At 66.4% G+C, this 24,269-nt stretch carries 23 protein-coding genes and 1 other RNA gene; 16 read left to right on the top strand and 8 right to left on the bottom strand.

Going from position 1 to position 24,269, the window contains the following annotated elements; genetic code table 11:
- The first annotated feature begins 104 nt into the window (after positions 1-104).
- The 7 genes from F6X51_RS15190 (at position 105) to F6X51_RS15160 (ending at position 8,300) form a co-directional block, all read left to right on the top strand.
- Entirely contained in the window at positions 105-2,006 is a 1,902-nt protein-coding gene (locus F6X51_RS15190; protein ID WP_150964518.1) for a peptidylprolyl isomerase, read from the top strand.
- Between the two features lie 7 nt (positions 2,007-2,013).
- Positions 2,014-3,528: an anthranilate synthase component I gene (gene trpE, locus F6X51_RS15185; protein ID WP_150964517.1), complete on the top strand. Its 1,515-nt coding sequence runs from the start codon at positions 2,014-2,016 to the stop codon at positions 3,526-3,528.
- Between the two features lie 501 nt (positions 3,529-4,029).
- Positions 4,030-4,644: an anthranilate synthase component II gene (locus tag F6X51_RS15180; protein WP_150964516.1), complete on the top strand. Its 615-nt coding sequence runs from the start codon at positions 4,030-4,032 to the stop codon at positions 4,642-4,644.
- 60 nt (positions 4,645-4,704) lie between these two features.
- The gene (gene trpD, locus F6X51_RS15175; protein ID WP_150964515.1) at positions 4,705-5,718 is read left to right on the top strand and encodes an anthranilate phosphoribosyltransferase; all 1,014 of its coding nucleotides are present in this window, start codon (positions 4,705-4,707) and stop codon (positions 5,716-5,718) included.
- A gap of 8 nt (positions 5,719-5,726) precedes the next feature.
- Complete coding sequence (gene trpC, locus F6X51_RS15170) at positions 5,727-6,560, top strand: indole-3-glycerol phosphate synthase TrpC (protein WP_150964514.1); 834 nt, start codon at positions 5,727-5,729, stop codon at positions 6,558-6,560.
- Positions 6,561-6,582: 22 nt separating this feature from the next.
- The gene (gene moaC / locus F6X51_RS15165) at positions 6,583-7,074 is read left to right on the top strand and encodes a cyclic pyranopterin monophosphate synthase MoaC (protein ID WP_150964513.1); all 492 of its coding nucleotides are present in this window, start codon (positions 6,583-6,585) and stop codon (positions 7,072-7,074) included.
- The gene (locus F6X51_RS15160) at positions 7,071-8,300 is read left to right on the top strand and encodes a molybdopterin molybdotransferase MoeA (RefSeq protein WP_150964512.1); all 1,230 of its coding nucleotides are present in this window, start codon (positions 7,071-7,073) and stop codon (positions 8,298-8,300) included. Before moaC ends, F6X51_RS15160 begins: the two co-directional genes overlap by 4 nt.
- Positions 8,301-8,453: 153 nt before the next feature.
- On the opposite strand, the gene ssrA is transcribed toward F6X51_RS15160, so the two are convergent.
- Positions 8,454-8,808, bottom strand: a transfer-messenger RNA (tmRNA) gene (gene ssrA / locus F6X51_RS15155).
- A 117-nt stretch (positions 8,809-8,925) separates the two neighbouring features.
- Positions 8,926-9,090: a hypothetical protein gene (locus F6X51_RS27945; RefSeq protein ID WP_191970133.1), complete on the bottom strand. Its 165-nt coding sequence runs from the start codon at positions 9,088-9,090 to the stop codon at positions 8,926-8,928.
- Between the two features lie 14 nt (positions 9,091-9,104).
- Between F6X51_RS27945 and F6X51_RS15145 the strand changes: the two genes are divergently transcribed.
- Positions 9,105-9,878 carry a hypothetical protein gene (locus F6X51_RS15145; RefSeq protein ID WP_150964510.1) on the top strand — a complete coding sequence of 258 codons (774 nt, stop codon included), beginning with the start codon at positions 9,105-9,107 and terminating at the stop codon, positions 9,876-9,878.
- On the opposite strand, the gene F6X51_RS15140 is transcribed toward F6X51_RS15145, so the two are convergent.
- The 4 genes from F6X51_RS15140 to F6X51_RS15125 form a co-directional block, all read right to left on the bottom strand.
- The gene (locus F6X51_RS15140) at positions 9,862-10,152 is read right to left on the bottom strand and encodes a hypothetical protein (RefSeq protein ID WP_246696820.1); all 291 of its coding nucleotides are present in this window, start codon (positions 10,150-10,152) and stop codon (positions 9,862-9,864) included. The genes F6X51_RS15145 and F6X51_RS15140 overlap by 17 nt on opposite strands.
- A gap of 84 nt (positions 10,153-10,236) precedes the next feature.
- Positions 10,237-10,575: a hypothetical protein gene (locus tag F6X51_RS15135; RefSeq protein ID WP_150964509.1), complete on the bottom strand. Its 339-nt coding sequence runs from the start codon at positions 10,573-10,575 to the stop codon at positions 10,237-10,239.
- Positions 10,576-10,974: 399 nt separating this feature from the next.
- Positions 10,975-11,244 (bottom strand): hypothetical protein, encoded by a 270-nt coding sequence (locus F6X51_RS15130; protein ID WP_150964508.1) that lies wholly within the window; start codon positions 11,242-11,244, stop codon positions 10,975-10,977.
- Positions 11,245-11,374: 130 nt separating this feature from the next.
- The gene (locus tag F6X51_RS15125; RefSeq protein WP_150964507.1) at positions 11,375-11,818 is read right to left on the bottom strand and encodes a DMT family transporter; all 444 of its coding nucleotides are present in this window, start codon (positions 11,816-11,818) and stop codon (positions 11,375-11,377) included.
- A gap of 303 nt (positions 11,819-12,121) precedes the next feature.
- Here F6X51_RS15125 and F6X51_RS15120 point away from each other — a divergent pair, with 303 nt between their 5' ends.
- Positions 12,122-12,412: a hypothetical protein gene (locus F6X51_RS15120; protein ID WP_150964506.1), complete on the top strand. Its 291-nt coding sequence runs from the start codon at positions 12,122-12,124 to the stop codon at positions 12,410-12,412.
- Positions 12,413-13,040: 628 nt separating this feature from the next.
- On the opposite strand, the gene F6X51_RS15115 is transcribed toward F6X51_RS15120, so the two are convergent.
- Positions 13,041-13,952 (bottom strand): response regulator, encoded by a 912-nt coding sequence (locus F6X51_RS15115; RefSeq protein WP_150964579.1) that lies wholly within the window; start codon positions 13,950-13,952, stop codon positions 13,041-13,043.
- Positions 13,945-17,337, bottom strand: a complete 3,393-nt coding sequence (locus F6X51_RS15110) for a hybrid sensor histidine kinase/response regulator (RefSeq protein WP_150964505.1) — start codon at positions 17,335-17,337, stop codon at positions 13,945-13,947. The genes F6X51_RS15115 and F6X51_RS15110 overlap by 8 nt, the downstream gene beginning before the upstream one ends.
- Before the next feature lie 289 nt (positions 17,338-17,626).
- Here F6X51_RS15110 and urtA point away from each other — a divergent pair, with 289 nt between their 5' ends.
- The 7 genes from urtA (at position 17,627) to fmdA (ending at position 24,268) form a co-directional block, all read left to right on the top strand.
- The gene (urtA, locus tag F6X51_RS15105; protein WP_150964578.1) at positions 17,627-18,895 is read left to right on the top strand and encodes an urea ABC transporter substrate-binding protein; all 1,269 of its coding nucleotides are present in this window, start codon (positions 17,627-17,629) and stop codon (positions 18,893-18,895) included.
- A 108-nt stretch (positions 18,896-19,003) separates the two neighbouring features.
- Entirely contained in the window at positions 19,004-19,930 is a 927-nt protein-coding gene (urtB, locus tag F6X51_RS15100; protein ID WP_150964504.1) for an urea ABC transporter permease subunit UrtB, read from the top strand.
- A 13-nt stretch (positions 19,931-19,943) separates the two neighbouring features.
- Positions 19,944-21,113 carry an urea ABC transporter permease subunit UrtC gene (urtC, locus tag F6X51_RS15095; RefSeq protein WP_150964503.1) on the top strand — a complete coding sequence of 390 codons (1,170 nt, stop codon included), beginning with the start codon at positions 19,944-19,946 and terminating at the stop codon, positions 21,111-21,113.
- A gap of 9 nt (positions 21,114-21,122) precedes the next feature.
- Positions 21,123-21,923 (top strand): urea ABC transporter ATP-binding protein UrtD, encoded by an 801-nt coding sequence (gene urtD / locus F6X51_RS15090; RefSeq protein WP_191970132.1) that lies wholly within the window; start codon positions 21,123-21,125, stop codon positions 21,921-21,923.
- An 11-nt stretch (positions 21,924-21,934) separates the two neighbouring features.
- Positions 21,935-22,690 (top strand): urea ABC transporter ATP-binding subunit UrtE, encoded by a 756-nt coding sequence (urtE, locus tag F6X51_RS15085; RefSeq protein ID WP_150964502.1) that lies wholly within the window; start codon positions 21,935-21,937, stop codon positions 22,688-22,690.
- A 3-nt stretch (positions 22,691-22,693) separates the two neighbouring features.
- Positions 22,694-22,885, top strand: coding sequence for a hypothetical protein (locus F6X51_RS15080; protein WP_150964501.1), 192 nt, complete (start codon positions 22,694-22,696; stop codon positions 22,883-22,885).
- Between the two features lie 153 nt (positions 22,886-23,038).
- Positions 23,039-24,268 carry a formamidase gene (gene fmdA, locus F6X51_RS15075; RefSeq protein WP_150964500.1) on the top strand — a complete coding sequence of 410 codons (1,230 nt, stop codon included), beginning with the start codon at positions 23,039-23,041 and terminating at the stop codon, positions 24,266-24,268.
- The last annotated feature ends 1 nt before the right edge of the window (position 24,269 follow it).

Raw genomic sequence — 24,269 nt, 5'->3', positions numbered from 1 at the left:
TTGCGCGCGGGCCCGGATGGTCTATCGCGGTCAGCCTTGATCGGACGGTGCCGCCGGGCCTCACCGGGACGCGCGCCGCACACACGGGCACCAGAGCGCTTTCGATGCTCCAGAACATGCGCAACGCCAGCCAGCACTGGCTCGGCAAGATCCTGATGACGGTGGTCTTCACCCTGCTGATCGCGGGCGTGGCGATCTTCGGCGTGGAGGAATTCTTCCGCGGCGGCTCGTCGACCGCCGTCGCGACGGTGGGCAAGACCCAGATCTCCGCCGAGGCGGTGCGCTCGGCCTACCAGAACCAGCTCCAGCGCTACCAGACGCAGCTACGCCGCAACCTCACCCCGGACCAGGCCCGCGCGCTCGGCCTCGACCGGCAGGTGCTGTCGCAGCTCGTGACGGAGGCCTCTCTCGACCAGAAGACCCGCGACCTCGGCCTCGCCGTGTCGGACGCCGCCGTGCTGCGGGCGATCCACGACGAGAAGAGCTTCCAGAACGCGGAGGGCAAGTTCGAACCGCAGCTGTTCTACCAGACCCTGCAGCGGGCCGGCCTCGGCGAAGCGACCTTCGTGCGCGAGCAGCGCGCCGTCATCGCCCGCCTCCAGCTCGCCGAGGCCGTGGCCTCCGAGATCACCGTGCCCCTCGCCCTGCGCGAGGCGGTGCACCGCTACGCCACCGAGCGCCGCTCGGCCGCCTACCTGATGCTGACCCCGGCTTCCGCCGGCGAGATCCCGGCGCCGAGCGAGGAGGACCTCCAGGCCTATTACGACGGCAACAAGGGCAGCTACCGCGCCTCCGAGTACCGCGGCATCAACCTCCTGGTGCTGAGCCCCGAGGCCCTCGCCAAGCCCGATGCGGTGAGCGAGGACGCGGTGCGCAAGGTCTATGACGGCCAGAAGGACCGCTTCGGCAGCCCCGAGCGCCGCACGATCCAGCAGATCGTCTTCCCCGACGAGGCCGCGGCCGAGGCCGCCCGCAAGCAGGTCGAGGCCGGGGAGAAGCCCTTCGAGGCGGTCGCGGTCGAGCGCGGCACCAGCGACAAGGACCTCGCCCTCGGCACCCTGACCAAGGCCGAGCTGTTCGACCCCGCCGTGGCGGAGGCCGCCTTCGCCCTGGCGCAGGGCGCGGTCAGCCAGCCCGTGAAGGGCCGCTTCGGCACGGTGCTGCTGCGCGTCACCGGCATCGAGCCCGAGACCCTGAAGCCCCTCGCGGAAGTCGCCCCCGAGATCCGCAGGACGCTGGCCCTCCAGCGCGCCCGCGACGGCGTCGACGGCCTCCACGACGCCATCGAGGATCAGCGCGCCGGCGCCAAGCCCCTGGCCGAGATCGCCCGGGAGCGCGACCTCGCCCTCGTGTCGGTGCCGGCCATCGACGCCTCGGGCAAGGATCCGCAGGGCAAGGCCGTGGAGGGCATCCCGGACCAGGACGCCACCCTCGCGGCCGCCTTCCGCTCCGACATCGGCGGCGACAGCGAGCCCCTGCGCACCAAGGCCGGGGGCTATGTCTGGTACGACATCACCAGGATCGACGCCGCGCACGACAAGCCCCTGGCCGAGGTCCGCGACGCGGTGGTGGCCGGCTGGAAATCCGCCGAGATCGCCCGCCGGCTCGCCGCCAAGGGCCGCGAGATGAGCGAGCGCCTCGACAAGGGCGAGAGCCTGGAAACCCTGGCGCAGGAGGCCGGCCTCGGCGTGCAGAGCGCGGACGACCTCGCCCGCAACCAGCCGAAGGGCGACCTCACCGCCGACATCGTCAACCGCATCTTCGCGACCGCCGTCGACAGGGCGGGCTCGGCCGCCGCGGGCGAGTCGCGGGCGGTGTTCAAGGTCACGGGGGCGACGATGCCGGCCTTCGTGGCGGGCTCGCAATCCGACAAGACCATCGAGTCGAACTTCCGCACGGCGCTCGCCGACGACGTCCTCGGCGAGTTCATCGCCGAGGTGCAGAAGAGCGCCGGCGTCAGCGTGAACCAGACCGCCTTCCGCCGGGCGATCGGCGGCGAGTACTGAGCCCCCGATGGACGACGCCTACGAGAGCTTCGCGGCCGGCTACGAGGCCGGCCGCCCGGCCCTGCTCAACCTGACCCTCGTCGCCGACCTCGAGACGCCGGTCGCCGCCTTCCTCAAGCTGCGGGCCCGCCACGACGGGCCGGCCTTCCTGCTCGAATCCGTCGAGGGCGGCGTCGTGCGCGGGCGCTACTCGATGATCGGCCTCGACCCGGACCTGATCTGGCGCTGCCGCGAGGGCCGCGCCGCCCTCGCCCGCGGCCCCGACCTGACGCGTTTCGCCGAGGAACGCGGCGCCCCGCTGGCGAGCCTCCGGGCGCTGATCGCCGAGAGCGCGATCGGCCAGGAGGACGCGGCCGAGCTGCCCCCGATGGCGGCCGGCCTGTTCGGCTATCTCGGCTACGACATGGTGCGCGCCATGGAGGTGCTGCCGGCGCCGAACCCCGACCCGCTCGGCGTGCCGGACGCCGTGCTGGTGCGCCCCCGCGTGATGGTGGTGTTCGATTCCGTGCGCGACCTCATCACGGTGGTGAGCCCGGTGCGCCCGGTCCCCGGCCTCGCGGCGCGCGCGGCCTACGAGGCCGCGATGGGGCGGCTGGAGCGGGTCGCGGCGGCCCTCGAGGGCCCGCTGCCGATCGAGACCCGGGCCGACCTCTCGGACGTGGCGCGCCCCGAACCCGTCTCGAACACGCCGCCGGCCGATTACGCCGCCATGGTGGCGCGGGCGAAGGAGTACATCGTCGCGGGCGACATCTTCCAGGTGGTGCTGTCGCAGCGCTTCGAGGCGCCCTTCACCCTCCCGGCCTTCGCCCTCTACCGCTCGCTCCGGCGCACCAACCCGGCGCCGTTCCTGTGCTACCTCGATTTCGAGGCGTTCCAGATCGTCTGCTCCAGCCCCGAGATCCTGGTGCGGGTGCGCGACGGCCGCGTCACGATCCGGCCGATCGCCGGGACACGGCCGCGCGGCGCCACGCCGGCAAAGGACCGGGCCCTCGCCGAGGAGCTTCTGGCCGACCCGAAGGAGCGCGCCGAGCACCTGATGCTGCTCGACCTCGGCCGCAACGATGTCGGCCGCGTCGCGCGCATCGGCAGCGTCACCGTCACGGGCTCGTTCTTCCTCGAATATTACAGCCAGGTGATGCACATCGTGTCGAACGTCGAGGGCGACCTCGACCCGGCCCACGACAACCTCGCGGCCCTCGCGGCGGGGTTTCCGGCCGGCACCGTCTCGGGCGCCCCGAAGGTGCGGGCGATGGAGATCATCGACGAGCTGGAGCGCGAGAAGCGCGGCCCCTATGGCGGCTGCATCGGCTATTTCGGAGCACGCGGCGAGATGGACACCTGCATCGTGCTCCGCACCGCCATCGTCAAGGACGGTCGCATGCACGTCCAGGCGGGCGCCGGCATCGTCTACGATTCCAACCCGGCCGCCGAGCAGCAGGAATGCGTGAACAAGGCCAAGGCCCTGTTCCGCGCCGCCGAGGACGCGGTCCGCTTCGCCGCGCAGGCCAGGCGCGGGCAGTAGCGTCCGGGCCGGTCCGACGGACGAACGGGGGGTCCGGTCGGCCCGGGGTCGACCCGGGTCGTCGGCCCGGGTCGTCAGGCGGCCCTCACGTCCCCGAGGAGGCGGCGCACGCTCTGCCCGAGGGTGGTCGCGCGAGCTCGCGGGCCGCGCCGAGGACCTGCGTGGCGGCCGACGCGTCGACGCCGAGGGCGGCCCGCATGATCAGCTCCTGGCGCGCCGCCTGGACGTCGACGAGCGTCGGCGTCCGCTCCGACGGGCCGCCGCGCGCGGAGCGGGCATGGGCCGCCCCAGCCCGATCGTCAGCAGCGTCACCGGGACGCGCGCAAGCGCGATCTGGACCGGGACGCGCGCGTGTTGAACTGCCTTCATGATTTGTTCCACCCGGCTCCGGCGTCCCGTCGGGTTTCCGGCTCGAAAGAATCGCTCGGCGATGCCCGGTCCGCCCGCACCCTTGACCCGCCCCCGAACAGGGTTCATCCCGGCCCGATGGGAACCGCGCCGATGCCCGACGTCCTCGTCATCGACAATTACGACTCGTTCACCTGGAACCTCGTCCACCTGATCGGTCCGCTCTGCGGCGCGATCTCGGTCGCCCGCAACGACGCGATCACGGTCGAGGCCATCCGCGCGCGGCGCCCCGACGCCCTCGTGCTGTCGCCCGGCCCCTGCACGCCGAACGAGGCCGGCATCTGCCTCGACGCCGTGAGAGGCCTCAGCGGCGAGATTCCGATTTTCGGCGTCTGCCTCGGGCTGCAGACGATCGGACAGGCGTTCGGCGGAGAAGTCGTGCGCGCGCCGAGTCCCATGCACGGCAAGGTCTCGACCATCCGGCACCGCGCCGGCGGCATCTTCCGCGGTCTGAACGACGCCTTCGAGGCAACCCGCTACCACTCGCTCGTGGTCGACCGCGCCCGCTGTCCGGACGACCTGACCATCACGGCGGAGGCCGATGGCCTGATCATGGGGCTCGAGCACGCGAGCCTCCCGGTGCACGGGGTCCAGTTCCACCCCGAGAGCATTCTGTCGCATCACGGCTCGCAAATTCTGCGCAATTTCCTCGATATCGCCACCGCCTGGAACGCGGAGCGTGACAAGCGCCCCGACGGCGTGCATTGACGCGTCATCCGGAGGGAGCGGCGCAGCCCCCTCTCATCTCGTGATCTGCGCGTCGGGCGAATGGATTCCTTCAAGCCCCATCTTGCCAAGGTGGCCGCCGGCCATGCCCTCGATCGCGCGGAAGCGCGCGCCGCCTTCGACGATCTGCTGTCCGGCGAGGTGACGCCAGTGCAGGCCGCCGCCTTCCTGATCGCCCTGAAGGTTCGCGGCGAGGCCGTTGACGAGATCGTCGGAGCTGTCGCGGCGATGCGCTCCCGCATGGTCTCGGTCGCGCCGGTCGCGGGCGCCGTCGACATCGTCGGGACCGGTGGGGATCACTCGGGGAGCTACAACGTCTCCACGCTCGCGGCGATCGTGACGGCGGCCTGCGGCGTGCCCGTGGCCAAGCACGGCAATCGCGCCGCGACGTCGCGCTCGGGAGCCGCCGATGTGCTGGCCTCCCTCGGTGTCAAGCTCGGACTCGACCCACAGAACTTGTCTCGCTGCCTGCACGAGGCCGGTCTCTGCTTCATGTTCGCCCAGACCCACCACGGGGCCATGCGGCACGTTGCGCCGGTGCGCTCGGAACTGCCGGTTCGCACCATCTTCAACCTGCTGGGGCCGCTCGCGAATCCCGCCGGGGTCGAGCGGCAGCTGCTCGGCGTCTCGACGGCGGCCTGGACCGAGCCCCTGACCCGCGTCCTCTCGGAGCTCGGCAGCCGGCGCGTCTGGACCGTGCACGGCTCGGACGGGCTCGACGAGATCACGGTCACCGGCCCCACGGCGGTGGTCACCCTCGACGAGGGACGAATTTCGCGCTTCACCATCGATCCGCGCGAGGTCGGTCTCCCGCTCTGGACCCTCGAGGATCTGCGCGGCGGCGATCCCGATCACAACGCGCGCGGTCTCCATGCGGTTCTGGAGGGAGCGCGCAACGCCTATCGGGACATCGCGGTTCTCAACGCAGGCGCGGCCCTCGTCGTCGCGGAGGCCGCCGGGACACTCGGAGAGGGTGTCGCTCGGGCGAGCCACGCCATCGATTCCGGTGCGGCCCGAGCCACCCTCGGCCGCCTCGTCGCCGTCTCGAACGCCTGAGGAACCCGATGTCCGAGACAGAGAGCAACGGAGGTGGCGCCCAAACCGTCCTCGCCCGCATCGAGGCCTACAAGCGCCGGGAGATTGCCGAAGCCAAGCTCCGCGTCCCGCTGGCCAAGCTCGAGACCCGGGCCGGCAAGATGGATCCGCCACGAGGCTTTGCCGACGCGATCGCGACGCACATCGCGGCCAAGCGCCCGGCACTGATCGCGGAGGTGAAGAAGGCCTCGCCCTCGAAGGGCTTGATCCGGGCCGATTTCGATCCGGCTGCCCTCGCAACCGCCTACGAGGCCGGCGGCGCGACCTGCCTCTCGGTGCTGACCGACGAGCCGTCCTTCCAAGGCAAGCCCGAATACCTGACGCAGGCGCGTGCCGCCTGCAGGCTACCCGTCCTGCGCAAGGATTTCCTGTTCGAGCCCTATCAGGTCTTCGAGGCGCGGAGCTGGGGCGCCGATTGCATCCTCGTCATCATGGCCTGCCTGGATGATGCGGAGGCGTCCGACCTCGTCGAGACCGCGCACGAACTCGGCATGGACGTGCTCGTCGAGGTGCATGATGCCGAGGAGCTCGGCCGAGCCATCCCGCTGGGGACCCGGCTGATCGGCATCAACAATCGGAACCTGAAGACATTCGAGGTCTCCTTCGAGACCGCGATCAGGCTCGCGCCGGGCATCCCTAACGACCGAATCGCCGTGGCCGAAAGCGGCATCTCCGATCACGCGGACGTCGCACGCCTGATGGAGAGCGGCCTCTGCGCGGTCCTCGTCGGCGAGAGCCTGATGCGGCGATCCGACGTGACGGCGGCGACCCGTCACCTTCTCTTCGGCAATCCGCCCGCATGAGCGGATCGGCAGGCACGGCGTCATGACAGGGCTGACCCACCTCGACGCGAGCGGCGCGGCCAACATGGTCGACGTCACCGACAAGGCCGCGACGACCCGGACCGCCCGCGCCGGCGGGACGGTGGTGATGCAGCCGGAGACGCTGCGGCTGATCCGCGAAGGCGATGCGAAGAAGGGCGACGTGATCGGCACGGCGCGCCTCGCCGGTATCATGGCTGCGAAACGCACGCACGAGCTGATCCCGCTCTGCCATCCGCTCCTGCTCTCCAAGGTGCGCGTCGATTGCGAGCCCGATGACGCGCTTCCCGGCCTGCGCGTCACCGCGGAGGTCAAGGTGCAGGGTCCGACCGGCGTCGAGATGGAGGCCTTGACGGCAGTCTCGGTCGCCTGCCTAACAGTCTACGACATGGTGAAGGCCGTCGACCGCGGCATGCGCATCGAGGGGATCCGCCTGCTCGCCAAGGACGGTGGCCGGTCCGGATCCTTCGTGGCCGAAGGCGAGACGCGCACATGAGCGGGTTGCTGCCCGTCGCGGACGCGCTTGCCAGCATCCTCGCCAGCGTCGCCCGGCCTGTCGAAGCCGAGATTCTGCCGATCGGTGAGGCCGGCCGCCGCACGCTGTCCGCGGATATCCCGGCTTTGCGCACACAGCCGCCCTTCGACGCCTCTTCCATGGACGGCTACGCGGTTCGCAGCGCGGACGTGACGCAAGTCCCGTCACGGTTGCGGCTCGTCGGGACCAGCGCGGCCGGTCACGGGTTCGCGGACGTCCTCGGCCCCGGCGAAGCCATTCGGATCTTCACGGGTGCTCCCGTCCCGCAGGGCGCCGACGCGATCCTGATCCAGGAAAACGCGGATGCAGACGGCGATCAGGTCGTCGCCCGCGAGCCGGTCGTACCTGGCCGCTTCATCCGCAAGCGGGGCCTCGATTTCCAGAAAGGCGATGTTCTGCTGCGGGCAAGCGAGACCCTCGACGCGCGGCGTCTCGCGCTCGCGGCGGCCTCCGGCCATGCCACGCTCGCCGTGCGGCGTCGGCCGAAGGTCGCGATCCTGGCGACGGGCGACGAACTCGTGGCGCCGGGCGAGACCGCAGGCTGGGACCAGATCATCGCCTCGAACGCTCTCGCGTTGGCGGATCTCGTCCGGGCGTCAGGTGGGGCGGCAATCGATCTCGGCATCGCGGGCGACAGCCTCTCAGCCCTGGAGGACGCCTTTCAGCGCGCCCGTGCGGCCGGGGCCGACCTTCTGGTAACGCTCGGCGGCGCCTCGGTCGGAGACCATGATCTCGTGCAATCGGCACTCCACCGGGAGGGCCTCGAGCTCGCGTTCTGGCGGATCGCGCTTCGGCCAGGCAAGCCCCTGATGCATGGCAAGCTGCGGGACATGCTGGTGATCGGTCTGCCCGGCAACCCGGTCTCGGCGATCGTCTGCGGAATCCTGTTCGTCGTGCCGGCGATCCGAGCGCTTCTCGGCGACCCCACGGCCGGCGTCGATCCGAGCGAGCCGGCCCGACTCGGTCGGGCACTCCCAGCCAATGATGGGCGCGCCGACTACATGCGCGCGCGACTCGAGACCGATCCAGACCGCCTGCCCGTGGTCTACCCGGAAGACCGGCAGGATTCTTCGATGCTGTCCATCCTCGGGCATTCCGAAGCACTGCTCATCCGTGCGCCCCATGCTGGACCTGCGGTGGCCGGCGACCCGTGCCGGATCATTCGTCTCGACCGCAGCCTGTTCTGAGGCCCAGAGGGGCGAACCGCGAAGCCTCCAACCGCGCTGTCGACCAAGTCCGCCGGCTGCGCAATGACGGCGTGAGCGGCCAGTCGCGCTCCAAGCGCGGAGACATGCAGGGCGCGCTGCCAGATTTCGGAGATAGGTGGGTCCCGGAGCCGAAGCTCCGGGTTCTGTTTCTACGGTTACCCTACCGCAAGATGCTTACGCCGCGAGGCGGGCATCCATGACAACGTTATCGTTGGCATTTAGAGTTTTGGTCAGATGCCTGGAATAGGGTCGCCTACGCCAAACCGGTCGAAACCTTACCGACAGTCGCACCGTCTCTCGCCGAAACGAGATAGGACTCGCGATCCCTTTACCGCCCAGTCGATCCTGTTTCGCCCCCATCAGAAGCGCATCACGATGCGCTTATGGTGGAGGCGCCGGGTACCGCCCCCGGGTCCTGAAACGTTATTACGAACCGGTCATCAACCGCATGGGGAATATGGTCGGGCGCGCCGTAGAAATCAACCGGCGCCCACGATTCCGAGGAGCCTCGGCACAGAATGCGGATGGTCGCGGCGTCCGGGCAACGGACCGATCGGAGTGAGGTTGTCGGGAGCGCCGTAGACCCGCTACAGCCGGGAACATGTCAGATCTCGCAGCCTTGCTCGACCGTCTCAAAACCGCCCAGCGCACGCTTGTCTTCCAAGCAGCGGATCTTCCGATGCTTCCGCCTGATGGGACGCTGCGGAAGATTGCCGACCTCGAGAACACGATTGCCGCCGTCGAGGCCCTGCTCGATGAGGAGCAGCACGCGGATTCGCGCCTGTGACTTGGCGAGAGGAGCGCAATGCGCTGTCCCGGGCACGCCTCGAACGCGCCACGCCGGTGGTCTTTCCGGCGACGGTCTTGCGCCACGCGCACGCGCAACCCCTGACGCCACCGACGCCACGTCTCGCTGTGGAGAGCTACTGGCGCCATCACCTCCTTCGCGCGGATTGCGTGGCCCGCGCGCTCGCAGCACGCTCCGGCCAGCCAGAAGGGTGGACGTGGCGCCTGGGCAGCGAGAAGGGGACCGGTCTACCGCTCACATTTCGGATGCCGCCGTCGCCCTATCGTGAGCCTGCCTTTGCGCGGGGTCGCGGCTATTGCTGCGTCTGCGGACAGCCGGTCTACCGCTTCGGCTGGCACAAGGACCTCTGGGGGACCGGGGTCCCGAACCGGAACGCCAGTTGGCATTCCGCCTGCGTGGCGGCCTGGAAGCTCTGGATCGCACCAAGCGAACACGTGAAAGTCCTGAAGGCTCGGCAAAGGCACCGGTGCGCCAGTGCGGGCAAGCGTCTGTTGAAGAGTGCTGAGGTGGATCATCGGGTGCCGCTGTACCGCGTCTGGCAGGAGCATCGGAGTACGCCATGGCCCGCGCTTTTGGCGTTCTGGGGCACACCCAACCTCCAGGTGGTCAACAAGGTGATCCATGCCGAGAAATGCGGTCAGGAAGCGAGCGAGCGCGCAACGCGGCGTCGCCTCGCGGTTGCCGAGATGTCACCGGCGACCACGGACCCATTCTCGCCAGTGGATGGCACCGTCAGCGACCTGCAGTGAAGGGCCCGACCACGGTCTTCGTTCGCTCGATCATCGCGAGTAGCACGGTATGGAACGCCTGCTGAGCCTCCGACATCCCGGTCGGATCGCCGTTGCGGGTGAGGTCGGCAAGAAGCGCGTCCATGGCATCGGCGCGCCCCTGTGGGTCCGGCTCGGCGAGAGCGAATTTCAGGATGGCGTTCTGAGCCGCTCCGAAGTCGTCCCGATCCGCCTGATCGATGTAGGACCGGAGATCGCGCGCGCATTCATCGTAGGATGTCATGCCGGGCACCATGGCATGGGACACGCCCCGGCGGCCAGATCTTTGCCGCGGATGCGCCGAAAGACCCTTCGTCCGCGCCGCAACCCGGGCGAACCCTCACAAATGCCGTCCGACACGCTCATCATCATCTGCCGCGATGAACCCGGCCAGCACGCGCGCCGGTGTCGTGTAGACGATGCGCACTCTTCTCGGCATCGGGCCGCAACCGATGCAGACCGCATAGTCCCAGCGCTTCCAGATACGCGTGTTGCGCTCCTCGACCTCTCTCTGCCGCGCCCGGCCAAGATCGATGAGGCGCCTCGTCTCCGCTGCCTTCTCATCGCTCGTCGCACCGGAGTTCGGCGAAATCGCAGGACGCGGTTGCGGCTTGCCTTGTGCCATCACCGGCGCGGTAGCCACGAAAATCACGGCCGAGACCATCATCACCATACGCATTGAGGCTCCTGAACTTTTCAGTGAGCACTCCCCTTAGCGTATGCCATACGGCTGATGACGGCAGAAAGTTTCCGGATATTCCAATCTATCTATCTGACAACCGCGGCTTTACAGATTTTTTGTCTGTAATCGTACGAAACTACTGCTCAAAATCCCGATCAAAGGCGCATCATCTGGCTCAATCACCGAACGCCGACACTTCAAAAAAGAATCTTTGATCCAATGCCAATGGCGGAGCCTCGGCGATCGCTTCCAACGAAGATCGGAGTGTAACAGGCGCGCCGTCGAACCGTGGAAAATCCATCGAGGATTAATCAACAAGACCGCGAATTCCGGCCAACGAAAAAAAGCCCCGCGGGCCGAAAGCCGCGGGGCTCCGTCTATGACGTTTGTGATGGATCAGCGAGTGCCGCTTCCGCTCGCGCTGCCCTGCGGCACGGCGCGCTCGGGTTGGCCGGCATTCCCACCCGCGGCCGAATCCGTCGTGATGGTTCCCGCCCCATTCGCACCCGGTGCGACCACGACATTTCGATCGTTGCCGGTTGTGTTCGGCTGTCCCTGAACGACTGTTCCGGTCGATCCTGGCTCACGCGCGACCGGCGCAGTCTGGGCAAGCGCCGGAGAAGCGATGGTCAGGGCCAGGGCGGTAACCGCTACAATCTTTTTCATGTTGTCTCCTTGCTGGAAAAACCAGCGTCTGGGCAAATAACTGTTTGCGCGCGATAAGGTTGCTCACGCCCTTGGCGCCACCGGACGGGTCGAGCGGGCGAGGGCCGAGAGTGTGTGGAGGTCGACAGGGTCAGGTCATGGCCACGACCGCGACACCGACGATCATCAGAAGACCGCCCAGGATGCGCCAGAGCGTGGCCGGATGCTGCTCGAAGCCGACCCAGCCGAAATGATCGAGGGCGATCGAGGTTGCAACGCCAGCGGTCACCAGAACGCCCAGGAACGGCGCGGCACCGATCTGGCGAGCGATCAGCAACTGCGTGATCACGATCCCGCCCCCGAGCACGCCACCGAACCAAGCCCACCAGGGAATCTGCGTAGCCTGTTCGTAGCTCGGCAGCGACAAACGACCCGAGATGAGCCCGACCGTCAGAATACTCAGCACGGTTCCGGCGCCGACCACGAGGCCGGCCACAAGAGGCTGCGGCAGGTTCTTGGCGAGGGCTCCGTTCATGCCAGGCTGGATCGCGTTGGCGATGCCGGCGAGCAGGACGAACCCGTAAAAATACCACATGCTCAGGTCCCATGGGCTTAGGAAAGACCCTCGCGACGGGCCAGGTCCTGCAGGTAGGGTGCCGGTCGAGGAAGTGCTCAGGAAAAACATCCAGCTTTATGTCGTTGATCTCACTTCAACCCCTTGAAGTGTTCGGCCGCCGCCACAATAGCGCTTTGGTGGCCGGACGAACATTGGAATGCAACAGTTCCAGCTAGACGCGCCGTTCCTGCCTCCATGCCGAGAAACAGTGCCGGTACGGTTGAACAAAACGGGCCGCTTCACCGTTTGCCCGGAAGTTCAAGCAAGTGGAGGAAAACAATCATGCGTATGACCACGATCGCTCTCGCCACCGCGACGATCCTTGGCCTGTCCGGATCGGCCTACGCCCAGACCGCCACTGGCGGCAGCACCGAACGCAATATGACGAACCCCGGAAGCGTGAAGTCCAATTCCGAAAAGGGAATGGAGCGCTCGATGGGTACGCCGGCCGGCGGATCCGCGGGCGCGGCGGTCGGTGACACAACAGGTTCCACGAGCGGCCATAGTGGTGGTGCGAATACCAGCACGGGTGGTACGTCGGGCGCGGCTCCCGGTGCCGCTGGCGCACGCTGAGTTCACAACTCCGCGTGAGACGGCAGAGGGGCTGGGGGTGAACTCCAGCCCTTTATTGCTGCCCGGCGCGAGAGGCGTACGCGAGTGCTTCGAAGCGAAGCACAGCGAGCCGGCGGCAGGGAGGATGCGACGCACGCGGGAAGGTGCTCGCCGACGCCTGATCCGTCGCCAATGCTCATGACGCAGAGATGCTCAAGCGCCCGATGAAGATCCCGGCTGGAACGGAGAGCAGGCGCCAATTGCGAAAAAACGGCAAGATTCTGCCTCACTGCGCAGATCCAGCCGATCGAACAGGGCCGTAAACCGCAGTATTTTGGGGTGCAAACGGATCGGTTACGGCAGCCTCGGATCGATGACGCTTTTGGGTTTCCCTCATAACCGGTCGCGGCGTGGCGAACACTGAAAATGTTTTCCAAACGAATCCCTGCACGGTATCAGGCGTCACCCGGATGCGTGACAGTCACGCCTGGCCATAAACCTCTCTCGATACGTTGCGACCGCCGCGCCCAGCGCGTCTGCTACGCTGGGGTGTCGCCATGTCGACTTCGTCGATGCTGCGACGGGCGGGCTAAGCGCTTATGAACCCAGGTGACTTGGCCCGCCGCCCGTGCTTCCTCGACGCGCGCACTCACTCTAGATCACGCAGGCAATGCGTTGCAACGAGGGAGGCCGCGGTCCGATTCTCCACGCCAAGCTTCGTATAAATCCCTTCGAGATGCTTGGTGATCGTCCGAGGACTGAGGGAGAGAATTTCACCGATATCTCGGCTCGATTTGCCACGCGCCAGCCAGAACAGGACGTCCGCTTCCCGCGCCGTGATCGGCAGCCGCGTTCGCAACCGCTCGATGCCGGCCGCCCAACTGTCGCGCGAGAGACGGAGGAGAATCTCGTCGTTCGTGCGCCCGACGAAACTCAGAGAGTGGGTGGTGTCGGATGGATCGGTCAGACTCAAGGGCGACGGCGGAGTGGGCCTCAGACAATCCTTCAACCAAGCGCAACCGGTCTGCGGCAAGGTCAAGGCCCCGCCGCTCCGAGCATTGTAGGCCGCCAAGGTTGCCGAGGCCTGCGGTGTCGCCCATAGGACGACGCCGTCTGGATCCACCGCGAACAAGGTGCGGCCGGTGCGATCGAGCGCCGCACGCGCGCTCTGAGCCGCCCGCGCGCCAGCGAGATGCACGCGGATGCGCGCTAGGATCTCGTCGGGTGCGATCGGCTTCGTGACGTAGTCGACACCACCAGCCTCCAATCCCTCGACGATGTGCTCGGTTTCGGCGAGGCCTGTCATGAAGATGACGGGCACATGGGCCACAGCCTGCTTCGCCTTGAGGCGCCGACACGTCTCGAACCCGTCCATTCCCGGCATCACGGCATCGAGCAGGATGATGTCGGGCGTGACTTCGTCGACGAGAGCAAGGGCGAGGTCGCCCGCCACGGCAACGAGAACGGTGGCACCGGAGCGCTCGATCGCCTCGGTCAAGAAGCTCAACGTGTCCGGCGAGTCGTCGACCACGAGCACAATGTCGCGCTGCGCGTCAGCCATCATGGGAAAGCCCCTGGAGGACGCTGAGGTATCGGCGCAGGTCGTAGCTGGCAACCAGCCCGCGCATCTCGGCGACGAAGGCGGGGGACGCTGCGGCGTCACGCTCCAGCTGCGCGAGCTTGGCCTCGATCCCGCGGACATGCCCGATCCGCCCGAGGCGGAGCAATTCACCGATCTGCTCGCGATTCGGAAGCGCGAAAGAAGCCGTTGCGGAGCTCTCGACCATGATTTCCGACGCCGCAGCGCGGTGCTGGGGATGCGCGGCATCTTCAGTCCATTCGAGTCCGAGGAGGGTCGTCACCCGCTCGAGCAGATCACGGAGGTCGAAGGGCTTGGCGATGATCGCATCATGGGGGGCGTCGTCACCGCGCACGGGGCTGATCTCGTGCACGTTGGCGGACATCATCGCGATCGGGCCGGAATAGCCAGCCTGACGCAACGTTTTCGCGACCGTCCACCCGCTCATCCCCGGCATCGCGATATCAAGGAGGAAGAGATCGATGCCGTCAGCTCTGGCCAGGCAATCCGGCCCCGATCCCGCTTCGCGGAACATGAGCCCAAGCGGTTCCAAGATCTCCCGCATCAACGAGCGGTGTGCCGGATCGTCGTCAGCGACCATCACGATACGTCGAGCACCGGCGTATCTCCGGTCCGGCCGGTCCGGCGCGATAATTGGTATCATGGCGGGTGCCGGCCGCGTCACCGAGGCGAGCATCAGGCGGACCCTGAACTGGGTACCTCGGCCCACCTCGCTCCGAACCGTGATCTCGCCGCCCATCACCTGTGCGAGCAGGTTGGCGATGGTGAGGCCGAGGCCGGTGCCCGGCGCGCTCCGCGCAGCCGGGGTCGAGCCGCGCTCGAACGGCTCGAAGATGCGCTGGAGATCCGTGTCCGGAATGCCCGGGCCCGTATCGCAGATCGTGAAGACCGCGACCTGACTACGATAGCTGAGATCGAGGGAGACTTCGCCGCGCTCAGTGAACTTGATGGCGTTCGAGAGGAGATTCAGAAGAATCTGGCGCAGACGCTTCTCGTCGGTCGCGACCACCGCCGGTAGCGCCTCCGGCCGGGTGAAGCGGAAGTCGAGCGCTGCGGCCTTGGCCTGCAGCCGAACCATGTCACCGAGCTGGTCGAGGAAATCGCCGAGGCGAATCTCGTCGCGGTGGATCTGAAGCCGTCCCGCCTCCATCCTGGAGATGTCGAGGAGGCCGTCGATCAACCCGGACAGGTGCTGCGCGCTGCGTCGGATGACTCGAATCCCGTTTTGCCGGCCAGGAGGGATCGTCGGGTCACCTTCCAGCAACTGGGCATAGCCGAGAACGGCGCTCAGCGGAGTGCGCAACTCGTGGCTGATGCCGACGACATAGCGGCTCTTGGCGAGGTTTGCCGCCTCGGCGGCCTCCTTGGCGGCCTGCAGCTTGGCGTCGGTGATCTTGTGCGCCTCGATTTCTGCCTCGTGAAGGGCGGTCTGGCGCAGGGTCTCCGTCTGCGCCACCCGCCGGCTCTCTTGTGCGAGCACGAACAGCCAAGCGACGATTCCGAGAATGACGACCAGGATGAAGAACACGCTCGTCAGCGCGGCCCGGAGCATCTCACGGTGCTCCGGGTGCTCCGAGCTGGCTCCCGCATGCACGATGCTGAGGATTAGACCGATCACCGCCACAAGGGTCATCATCAGGGCGAGGTAGCGGCCGAGCGGCGCGCCGATCCAGGCTGCCGTGCGAGCGGGCACGAAGCGCCCGAGCGTCGCCTGTGCCTGCGCCTCCAAACGCCCATGCGGCTTGCACAGGTCGCCGCAGCGGGCGTCGAGAGAGCAGCAGAGAGAGCAGATCGGCCCGTCATAGGCAGGGCAATGGGCCATGTCCTCGCCCTCGAAGGGCAGCTCGCAGACCTGGCAGGTGATCTCGGAGCTGCCCCAGGATCGCTTCGGCTGCCGCGCCAGATACCATCGGCCGCCCGTTCCCCAGGCGATCGCCGGTGCGGCGGCGAAAGCGACGGAAAGGGCGAGGAGCGGGCCGAAGGGCTGGATCGTCGGTCCGAGCATCCCCGCGTGAACCAGGCAGCCCGCCGCCAGGGCAAGCACCATCGCGCCGGTTCCGACAGGATTGATCGCGAACAGGTGCGCTCGCTTGAACTCGATCCCCGGCGGCGAGAGGCCGAGCGGCTTATTGACGGCCAGGTCCGCCGCGAGCGCGCCGACCCAGGCTGAGACGACCACCGCGTAGAGCGGCAGCGTGCTCGCGATGGTCTTATCAATACCGAGCTCCATCAGGAGCAGTGCGATCGCGACGTTGAACACCAACCAGACCACCCGTCCCGGATGGCTGTGCGTGAGGCGCGAGAAAAAGTTCGACCATGCGATCGAGCCTGCATAGGCGTTGGTCAGGTTGATCTTGAGCTGCGAGACGACCACAAACAGACCCATCAGGAGCAGCGCGCCCTCGCGCGAACCCGTGACGTAGCCGAAGGCAATCGTGTACATCTGGGTCGGCTCGGCCGCGTGCTCGGGCGCCACGCCGTGGCCGAGCACCAGAACGGCCAGGAAGGCTCCGAGCAGTATCTTCAGCATGCCCGGCACGATCCAGCCCGCACCGGCCGCCAGCACAGCGAACCACCACTGACGATCGCGGGGCCCTTCGGCGACAGGAACGAAGCGGAGGAAATCGACCTGCTCGCCCACCTGCGCGAGGAGCGCCAGGAGCACGCTTGTCGCGAGCCCGAACCGAGGCCAATCGAAGCCCGCGACCTGCTCTCCGAGTCCCGGAAAGCCGGTGAGCGCCGCGAGAGAACCGGGCCCCTGCGCGGCGATGTAGATGAGCGGCAGCAGGTTCAGGGCGATCCAGATCGGCTGAGACCAGATCTGGAACCGGCTGATCAGCCGGATCCCATAGACCACAAGGGGAATGACCACGCCGGCGGAGGCGAGATAACCGATCCAGAGCGGCAGACCGGTGCACATGTGAAGCGCCAGCGCCATGATGGCTGCCTCGATGGCGAAGAACAGGAACGTGAAGCTCGCGTAGATGAGCGACGTCACGGTCGAGCCGAGATATCCGAAGCCCGCGCCGCGGGTCAGCAGGTCCATATCGAGACCGTAGCGCGCTGCGTAGATGCTGATCGGCGCTGCCGTCGCGGCGATCAGAGCGCCGACCAGGAGAACCCCCGCGAGGGTGTTGGTGAAGCCGGTCGTCATGACCAGGGTACCGCCGATCGCCTCCAGAGCCAGGAACGAGAGTGATCCCAGCGCTGTCTGCGCCACCTCGAAGGCCGACCATCGCCGTGCCTTCTTGGCGGTGAAGCGCAGCGCGTAGTCCTCGAGGGTTTCGTCGGCGACGAAGCGGTTGTAGGCGCGCCGGATCGGAATGATGTGCTGTCGGCCGCTCATCCGGGGTCAGTCATCGCAGGCGGTGCATCGGCAGTTCGCATCGCGAGACCACGCGCAAGATTCATGCACAGGCGCGCCGCTCGCATGCGAAAACCGCAGCCTCGGGATGCCGCCGAGCGACCGTGCCCCGAATGCCTTTCCACACACCCGGCGCTACCATGCGTCGGTGGGGCACCGACCGATATACGCAAAATCACGTATATGCTGCGGTGCAACGGCAAGCCTAGCCTCGACGATGTTGATCCGCGGCCGACGAAAGGTCGACGGACGCGAGGCAGGGCTGGGCACGATGGCAGACGACAACGATCAACGCAGAGATCGCGGCTTGCATTCGCCGCTGCGGCGCAAGCTCCTCATGGGGCTCGCCGGTGCACCGGTGCTGGCCCTGATGCCGCGGGGCGCGCTCGCAGCAGCGCCGACATCGGCGGTCAACACCAGCGGCCTCGCGGTAACGGACAGCGAGGTGACGGTCGGCATCCTGCACTCGGTCTCCGGCACGATGGCGATCTCCGAGACCGGCGCCCAGCAGGCAGAGAAGCTCGCCATCGAGCAGATCAACGCCGCGGGCGGCGTGCTCGGCCGCAAGATCAAGATCATCCAGGAGGACGGCGCCTCCGACTGGCCGACCTTCGCCGAGAAGGCCAAGAAGCTTCTCGTCAACGACCATTGTGCGGCGGTGTTCGGCTGCTGGACCTCGGCCTCGCGCAAGGCGGTCCTGCCGGTATTCGAGCAGTACAACGGCATGCTCTACTATCCCACCTTCTATGAGGGCCTGGAGCAGTCCAAGAACGTCATCTACACCGGCCAGGAGGCGACGCAGCAGATCCTCGCCGGCCTCGACTGGGTCCACAAGGAGAAGGGCGGCGACACGTTCTTCTTCGCCGGCTCGGACTACATCTGGCCACGCACCTCGAACAAAATCGCCCGTAAGCACGTCGAGAACGTTCTCAAGGGCAAAGTCGTCGGCGAGGAATACTTCCCGCTCGGCCACACGCAGTTCAACTCGGTGATCAACAAGATCAAGCTGACAAAGCCGAAGGTGATCTTCACCGACGTCGTCGGTGGCTCGAACGTCGCCTTCTACAAGCAGCTCAAGGCGGCCGGCATCGATCTGTCGAAGCAGGTTCTGATGACGATCTCCGTCACGGAGGATGAGATTGACGGCATCGGCGGCGAGAATATCGCCGGAGCCTACGCTTGCATGAAATACTTCCAATCGATCGACAACGAAAACAACAAGGGCTTCGTGACTGCATTCAAGAAGATGTGGGGCGAGAAAACCGTCATCGGCGACGTGACGCAGGCCGCCTATCTCGGGCCGTTCCTCTGGAAACTCACGGTGGAGAAGGCCGGCTCCTTCGACGTCGACAAGATCGCGGCGGCGTCCTCCGACATCGAGTTCAAGGGCGCTCCGGAAGGATACGTTCGCATAGACCCGAACCATCACCTCTGGTCGAAAACGCGGGTCGGCCGCGCCAAGACCGACGGCCAGTTCGAGATCGTCTACACGAGCCCCGAGCTGATCAAGCCGGACCCGTTCCCGAAGGGCTATCAGTAGGCGCGAGCTTCTGGCGCAGGACTTGCTGACGCTCCAGTAGTCCCATCCGCGACATCGGAGAGCCTCGACGCAGAGGCCCTCGCACGCCCCGTCGACCGGAGAACATGGATGTTCGGTGACTACTCCCTCGGCGATCTCGGCGCGATCTTCGCGATGCAGGGCTTTGCCGGTCTGATCCTGTTCTCGGTCTATGTGCTGATGGCGCTGGGACTGGCCATCATCTTCGGCCAGATGGGCGTGATCAACATGGCGCACGGGGAGTTCATGATCCTCGGCGCCTACATGACCTACCTGTGTTCGTCGTTCTTCCAGGCTCATCTCCCGAGCCTGTTCCCGGCCTACTTCTTCCTGGCGATGCTGATCGCTTTCCTGACCTCGGGCGCCCTCGGGATGCTCGTCGAATGGGGACTGATCCGCTTCCTCTACAAGCGTCCGCTCGACACGCTTCTCGCCACCTGGGGTCTCTCGCTCATCCTCCAGCAGGCCTTCCGATCGATCTTCGGAGCCCGCGAAGTGGGTGTCGAGTTGCCGTCCTGGCTGATCGGATCCGTGCAGGTCACGGACTCCATCGAAGTGCCGATCAACGGCCTGTTCGTGATGGCGGTCACGACTCTCATCACGGTAGGCGTCGCCCTGCTGATCTACCGCTCGCGCTTCGGCCAGCAGGTTCGCGCGGTGATGCAGAACCGGGCCATGGCGGGCGCAGTGGGCATCGATACCGAGAAGGTCGACCGCTACACGTTCGGGCTCGGCTGCGGAATCGCGGGCGTCGCCGGATCGGCCTTCACGATGATCGGCTCGACAGGCCCGACCTCGGGCCAGCTCTACATCGTCGACACCTTCCTGATCGTGGTCTTCGGTGGTGCAGCGAGCCTCCTCGGCACCATAGCGTCGGCGTTCTCGATTTCCCAGACCCAGTCGACGTTGGAATTCTTCCTGTCCGGCTCGATGGCCAAGGTCCTGACCCTGCTCGCCGTGGTCGGCATCCTGATGCTGAGGCCCCAGGGCCTCTTCACCCTCAAGGTCCGGCGCTGAGGATCCTGTCCCCATGACCAGTCCCGTTCAGGCGCTCTCGAAGTCGCTGACCGTCAACGACAACCCCTACATGAAGCCGATGGAGTGGCTCAGCCTCGCGCTGCTCGCTGCACTCATCCTGATTGTCCTGCCGCTTCTGCTCGACGGGTTCCGGCTGAACCTCGTCGGCAAGTACCTCACCTATGCCTTCGTCGCGCTGGGACTGGTGATCTGCTGGGGCTACGCGGGTATCCTCTCGCTCGGTCAGGGCGTCTTCTTCGGGCTCGGCGGCTACTGCATGGCCATGTACCTGAAGCTCGAAGCGAGCAGCCCCGAGAACACCAAGATCCAGTCGACGCCGGGCATCCCGGACTTCATGGACTGGAACCAGATCACCTCGCTTCCCTGGTTCTGGAAGCCGTTCAACAGCCTGCCGCTGACCCTGATCCTCGTTGTCGCGGTGCCGGTGGTGTTTGCCCTCGTGATCTCGGCGGCGATGTTCAAGCGCCGCGTCGGAGGCACCTACTTCGCCATTATCACGCAGGCGATCGCCGCGATCCTGACGATTCTGATCGTCGGCCAGCAGGGCTATACCGGCGGAATCAACGGCATCACCGACCTGCGCACGCTCCACGGCTGGGACATCCGCACCGACAGCGCCCACAACATCCTCTACTTCGTCAATGCGGGCCTGCTGATCGGCTGCATCTTGATCGCGCAGTATGTGAAGCGGTCGAAGCTCGGGCGTATTCTCGTGGCGATGCGCGACAAGGAGGATCGCGTGCGCTTCTCCGGCTACTCGGTGGCGGGCTTCAAGGTCTTCGCCTTCTGCCTCGCCGCCGCCTTCGCGGCGATCGGCGGTGCCATGTTCACGCTCCAGGTCGGCTTCATGTCGCCGTCCTTCGTCGGCATCGTGCCCTCCATCGAGATGGTGATCTACGCAGCCGTCGGCGGCCGCCTGTCGCTCTTCGGCGCGGTCTGGGGCACGCTTCTGGTCAACTGGGCCAAGACGAGCTTCTCCGAAAGCTTCCCGGATCTGTGGCTGTTCGGCCTTGGAGCCCTTTTCATCGCCGTCGTCCTGGCCTTCCCGAATGGTCTGGCCGGTATCTGGCGCGAGCAGATCGAGCCTCGGCTCACGCGGCGGATCGGTTCGCTGCGGGCTCCCGACCCCGCGATCGCGCCCCACAGCGCCCCGGCCGAGTGAGGACGATCCATGAACGCAAGCCTCCTTCCGAACGTACTGATGGGGGCCGAGCCGGCCAAGGATCCGGCGGCCGCTCCCGACTTCCTCCTCGCCGTTGACGCGCTGACGGTCTCCTTCGACGGCTTCAAGGCGGTCAACGACGTGTCCTTCTATGTCGATCCGAACGAGATCCGGGTGATCATCGGTCCGAACGGGGCCGGCAAGACCACGGTGCTCGACCTGATCTGCGGGCGCACCCGGGCGAGCGCCGGATCGATCAAGTACAAAGGCCAGGAGCTGACGAAGCTCACAGAGAGCGCCATCGTGCAGGCCGGGGTCGGACGCAAGTTCCAGACGCCGTCGATCTACGACGACCTGACCGTGTTCGAGAATCTTGAGATCTCGTTTCCGCGGGGCCGTTCGGTCTGGGGAGCCCTAACCTTCAAGCGCGACGCGGAAGTCCGCGATCGCATCCATGAGATCGCCGAGACCATCTTCCTCAAGGATCAGTTGAAGGCGCGGGCCGAGTTCCTCAGCCACGGCCAGAAGCAATGGCTGGAGATCGGCATGCTGCTGATTCAGGATCCGGAGCTCCTGATGCTCGACGAGCCCGTTGCCGGCATGAGCGTCGGCGAACGCATCAAGACGGCTGAGCTCCTGAACCAGATCATCGTCGGCCGCTCGGTCCTGGTGATCGAGCACGACATGAAGTTCGTCGAGGACATCGCCCATCGCGTGACGGTCCTGCACCAGGGCAAGGTGCTCTCGGAAGGCTCGATGGAGCGGGTCAAGAACGACCCGAAGGTCATCGAAGTCTATCTCGGCCATTGAGGCGCCTCGTCATGCTCCAGACTTCCTCCGCCGCAACGACGCGCCCTCCCTCCGCCCTGAACCCCGGCGTGGATCCGGTCCTGGCGATCCGGGATCTGCACGCCGCCTACGGTCAGAGCGAGGTCCTCCACGGCCTCGACCTCAACGTGGCGCCCGGCGAGATCGTCGCCGTCATGGGCCGCAACGGCATGGGCAAGAGCACCCTGATGAAGACCCTGATGGGGATCGTACCCGTCAAGTCCGGGTCGATCCGGGTCGCGGGCGATGATGTCACGAGCCTGAAGAGCCACACGCGCGTCGCCAAGGGTCTCGCCTACGTGCCGCAGGGGCGAATGATCTTCTCGACCATGACGGTGCAGGAAAACATCGAGACGGGGCTGACGGTCACGGGCGCCCGGAGAGTGCCCCAGGATCTTTACACCATGTTTCCGGTGCTGCTGGAGATGAAGGACCGGCGCGGCGGCAACCTCTCCGGTGGCCAGCAGCAGCAACTCGCCATTGCCCGCGCACTTGCGAGCAAGCCGAAGGTCCTGTTGCTCGACGAGCCGACGGAGGGGATCCAGCCCTCGATCATTCGCGAGATGGGAAGGACGCTCAAGAAGATCCGCGACGAGCGCGGTCTGTCGATCGTGGTGTCCGAGCAAGTCCTCAGCTTTGCACTCGACGTCGCCGACCGGGTGCTCGTGATCGAGAACGGGAGTATCGTGCACGAATCCCTGCGCGCCGACATCGACGAGGCGCAGGTGTCCCGCTTCCTATCGGTCTGACGGATGTCGCGCATCATCCATCACTCGCTTCGACCGGCTTCCCGCATGCCTCAGAAGACGACGATCGCGGTCATGGCCATTGCCGGCGCATGGCCGACTGAAACGTGGCGGCGCCCCCGGATCGAAGGCCCCGGCATCAGGCTCGACACGATCCACCCGGCGATCCAGGGGCCGAAGGTGGCGCCTCCGGGCTGAGACAACGCCGGTCCGACGGGCCGGCCGAGGAGATCCGGCGCCGCGCGCGTCGGATGAACGAGAAACGGGACCTTCGTTTCGCAGGGCGGCCGAATATTCCCGGTTTGCAATCGGAGACGGCAGTCCGAATCCATCAGAGGAGCTGCGCAGGAAATGCCCGAGACCCTGATCAAGGTCGATCTCACGCAATCGGCTTACGATAACGACATGGTGCACAACCGCTGGCACCCGGATATTCCCATGGTGGCCATGGTCAAGCCCGGGGCCGACTTCATCATCGAGACCTACGACTGGACCGGCGGCTTCATCAAGAACAACGACTCGGCCGACGATGTCCGCGACATCGACTTGTCGATCGTCCATTTCCTCTCCGGTCCGATCGGCGTCGAGGGTGCCGAACCGGGCGACCTCCTGGTGGTCGACCTCCTCGACATCGGCGCGAAGGCCGAGAGCCAGTGGGGCTTCAACGGTTTCTTCTCAAAGAACAACGGCGGTGGCTTTCTCACCGAGCACTTCCCGCAGGCCCAGAAATCGATCTGGGATTTCGAGGGCATGTTCACGAAGTCGCGCCACATCCCGGGCGTACGCTTTCCCGGCCTGATCCATCCGGGCCTGATCGGTTGCCTGCCCGACCCGAAGCTGCTCTCGACCTGGAACGAGCGCGAGATCGCCTTCGTCAACACAGATCCGAACCGCGTGCCGGCGCTGGGTACCGTTCCGTTCGGTCCCACCGCACATATGGGCCGCCTCACCGGCGAGGCGAAGGACAAGGCCGCCGCCGAGGGCGCCCGCACGGTGCCGCCGCGCGAGCATGGCGGCAACTGCGATATCAAGGACCTGTCCCGCGGCTCGAAGATCTATTTCCCGGTCTACGTGCCGGGTGCCGGTCTCTCGATGGGCGACCTGCACTTCAGCCAGGGCGACGGCGAGATCACCTTCTGCGGCGCCATCGAGATGGCAGGATGGGTGCACCTCAAGGTCGATCTGATCAAGGGCGGCATGGCGAAGTACGGAATCAAGAACCCGATCTTCAAGCCCTCGCCGATCACGCCGAAATACGACGACTACCTGATCTTCGAGGGGATCTCGGTCGATGAGTGGGGAAAGCAGCACTATCTCGACGTTCACGTCGCCTACCGGCAAGCCTGCCTGAACGCGATCGAGTACCTTAAGAAGTTCGGCTATTCCGGCGCACAGGCCTACTCGATTCTCGGCACGGCTCCGGTCCAGGGCCATATCTCGGGCGTCGTCGATATTCCGAATGCCTGCGCGACGCTCTGGATTCCGACGAAGATTTTCGATTTCGACATCAACCCGGGCGCCGACGGGCCGACGAAGTTCATCGATGGGTCAGTGCAGATGCCCCTCTCTCCGGATCTCTGAC

Source organism: Methylobacterium planeticum (assembly GCF_008806345.1).
In the GTDB taxonomy this organism is placed as follows: domain Bacteria; phylum Pseudomonadota; class Alphaproteobacteria; order Rhizobiales; family Beijerinckiaceae; genus Methylobacterium; species Methylobacterium planeticum.
Note: the sequence above shows the minus strand (reverse complement) of the source record. Positions and strands in the feature narration are given on the sequence as shown.

Excerpts from the sequence above, each read along its gene's own strand:
- trpE (WP_150964517.1), top strand. The coding sequence starts at position 2,014 with ATGGACGACGCCTACGAGAGCTTCGCGGCCGGCTACGAGGCCGGCCGC.
- F6X51_RS15110 (WP_150964505.1), bottom strand. The coding sequence starts at position 17,337 with ATGAGCGGCCGACAGCACATCATTCCGATCCGGCGCGCCTACAACCGC.
- F6X51_RS15140 (WP_246696820.1), bottom strand. The coding sequence starts at position 10,152 with ATGGTGCCCGGCATGACATCCTACGATGAATGCGCGCGCGATCTCCGG.
- F6X51_RS15135 (WP_150964509.1), bottom strand. The coding sequence starts at position 10,575 with ATGCGTATGGTGATGATGGTCTCGGCCGTGATTTTCGTGGCTACCGCG.
- urtB (WP_150964504.1), top strand. The coding sequence starts at position 19,004 with ATGTTCGGTGACTACTCCCTCGGCGATCTCGGCGCGATCTTCGCGATG.
- F6X51_RS15160 (WP_150964512.1), top strand. The coding sequence starts at position 7,071 with ATGAGCGGGTTGCTGCCCGTCGCGGACGCGCTTGCCAGCATCCTCGCC.
- urtA (WP_150964578.1), top strand. The coding sequence starts at position 17,627 with ATGGCAGACGACAACGATCAACGCAGAGATCGCGGCTTGCATTCGCCG.
- fmdA (WP_150964500.1), top strand. The coding sequence starts at position 23,039 with ATGCCCGAGACCCTGATCAAGGTCGATCTCACGCAATCGGCTTACGAT.
- moaC (WP_150964513.1), top strand. The coding sequence starts at position 6,583 with ATGACAGGGCTGACCCACCTCGACGCGAGCGGCGCGGCCAACATGGTC.
- F6X51_RS15180 (WP_150964516.1), top strand. The coding sequence starts at position 4,030 with ATGCCCGACGTCCTCGTCATCGACAATTACGACTCGTTCACCTGGAAC.
- F6X51_RS15190 (WP_150964518.1), top strand. The coding sequence starts at position 105 with ATGCTCCAGAACATGCGCAACGCCAGCCAGCACTGGCTCGGCAAGATC.
- F6X51_RS15080 (WP_150964501.1), top strand. The coding sequence starts at position 22,694 with ATGTCGCGCATCATCCATCACTCGCTTCGACCGGCTTCCCGCATGCCT.
- urtD (WP_191970132.1), top strand. The coding sequence starts at position 21,123 with ATGAACGCAAGCCTCCTTCCGAACGTACTGATGGGGGCCGAGCCGGCC.
- F6X51_RS15115 (WP_150964579.1), bottom strand. The coding sequence starts at position 13,952 with ATGGCTGACGCGCAGCGCGACATTGTGCTCGTGGTCGACGACTCGCCG.
- trpC (WP_150964514.1), top strand. The coding sequence starts at position 5,727 with ATGTCCGAGACAGAGAGCAACGGAGGTGGCGCCCAAACCGTCCTCGCC.
- urtC (WP_150964503.1), top strand. The coding sequence starts at position 19,944 with ATGACCAGTCCCGTTCAGGCGCTCTCGAAGTCGCTGACCGTCAACGAC.
- F6X51_RS15120 (WP_150964506.1), top strand. The coding sequence starts at position 12,122 with ATGCGTATGACCACGATCGCTCTCGCCACCGCGACGATCCTTGGCCTG.
- trpD (WP_150964515.1), top strand. The coding sequence starts at position 4,705 with ATGGATTCCTTCAAGCCCCATCTTGCCAAGGTGGCCGCCGGCCATGCC.
- F6X51_RS15125 (WP_150964507.1), bottom strand. The coding sequence starts at position 11,818 with ATGTGGTATTTTTACGGGTTCGTCCTGCTCGCCGGCATCGCCAACGCG.
- F6X51_RS15130 (WP_150964508.1), bottom strand. The coding sequence starts at position 11,244 with ATGAAAAAGATTGTAGCGGTTACCGCCCTGGCCCTGACCATCGCTTCT.
- urtE (WP_150964502.1), top strand. The coding sequence starts at position 21,935 with ATGCTCCAGACTTCCTCCGCCGCAACGACGCGCCCTCCCTCCGCCCTG.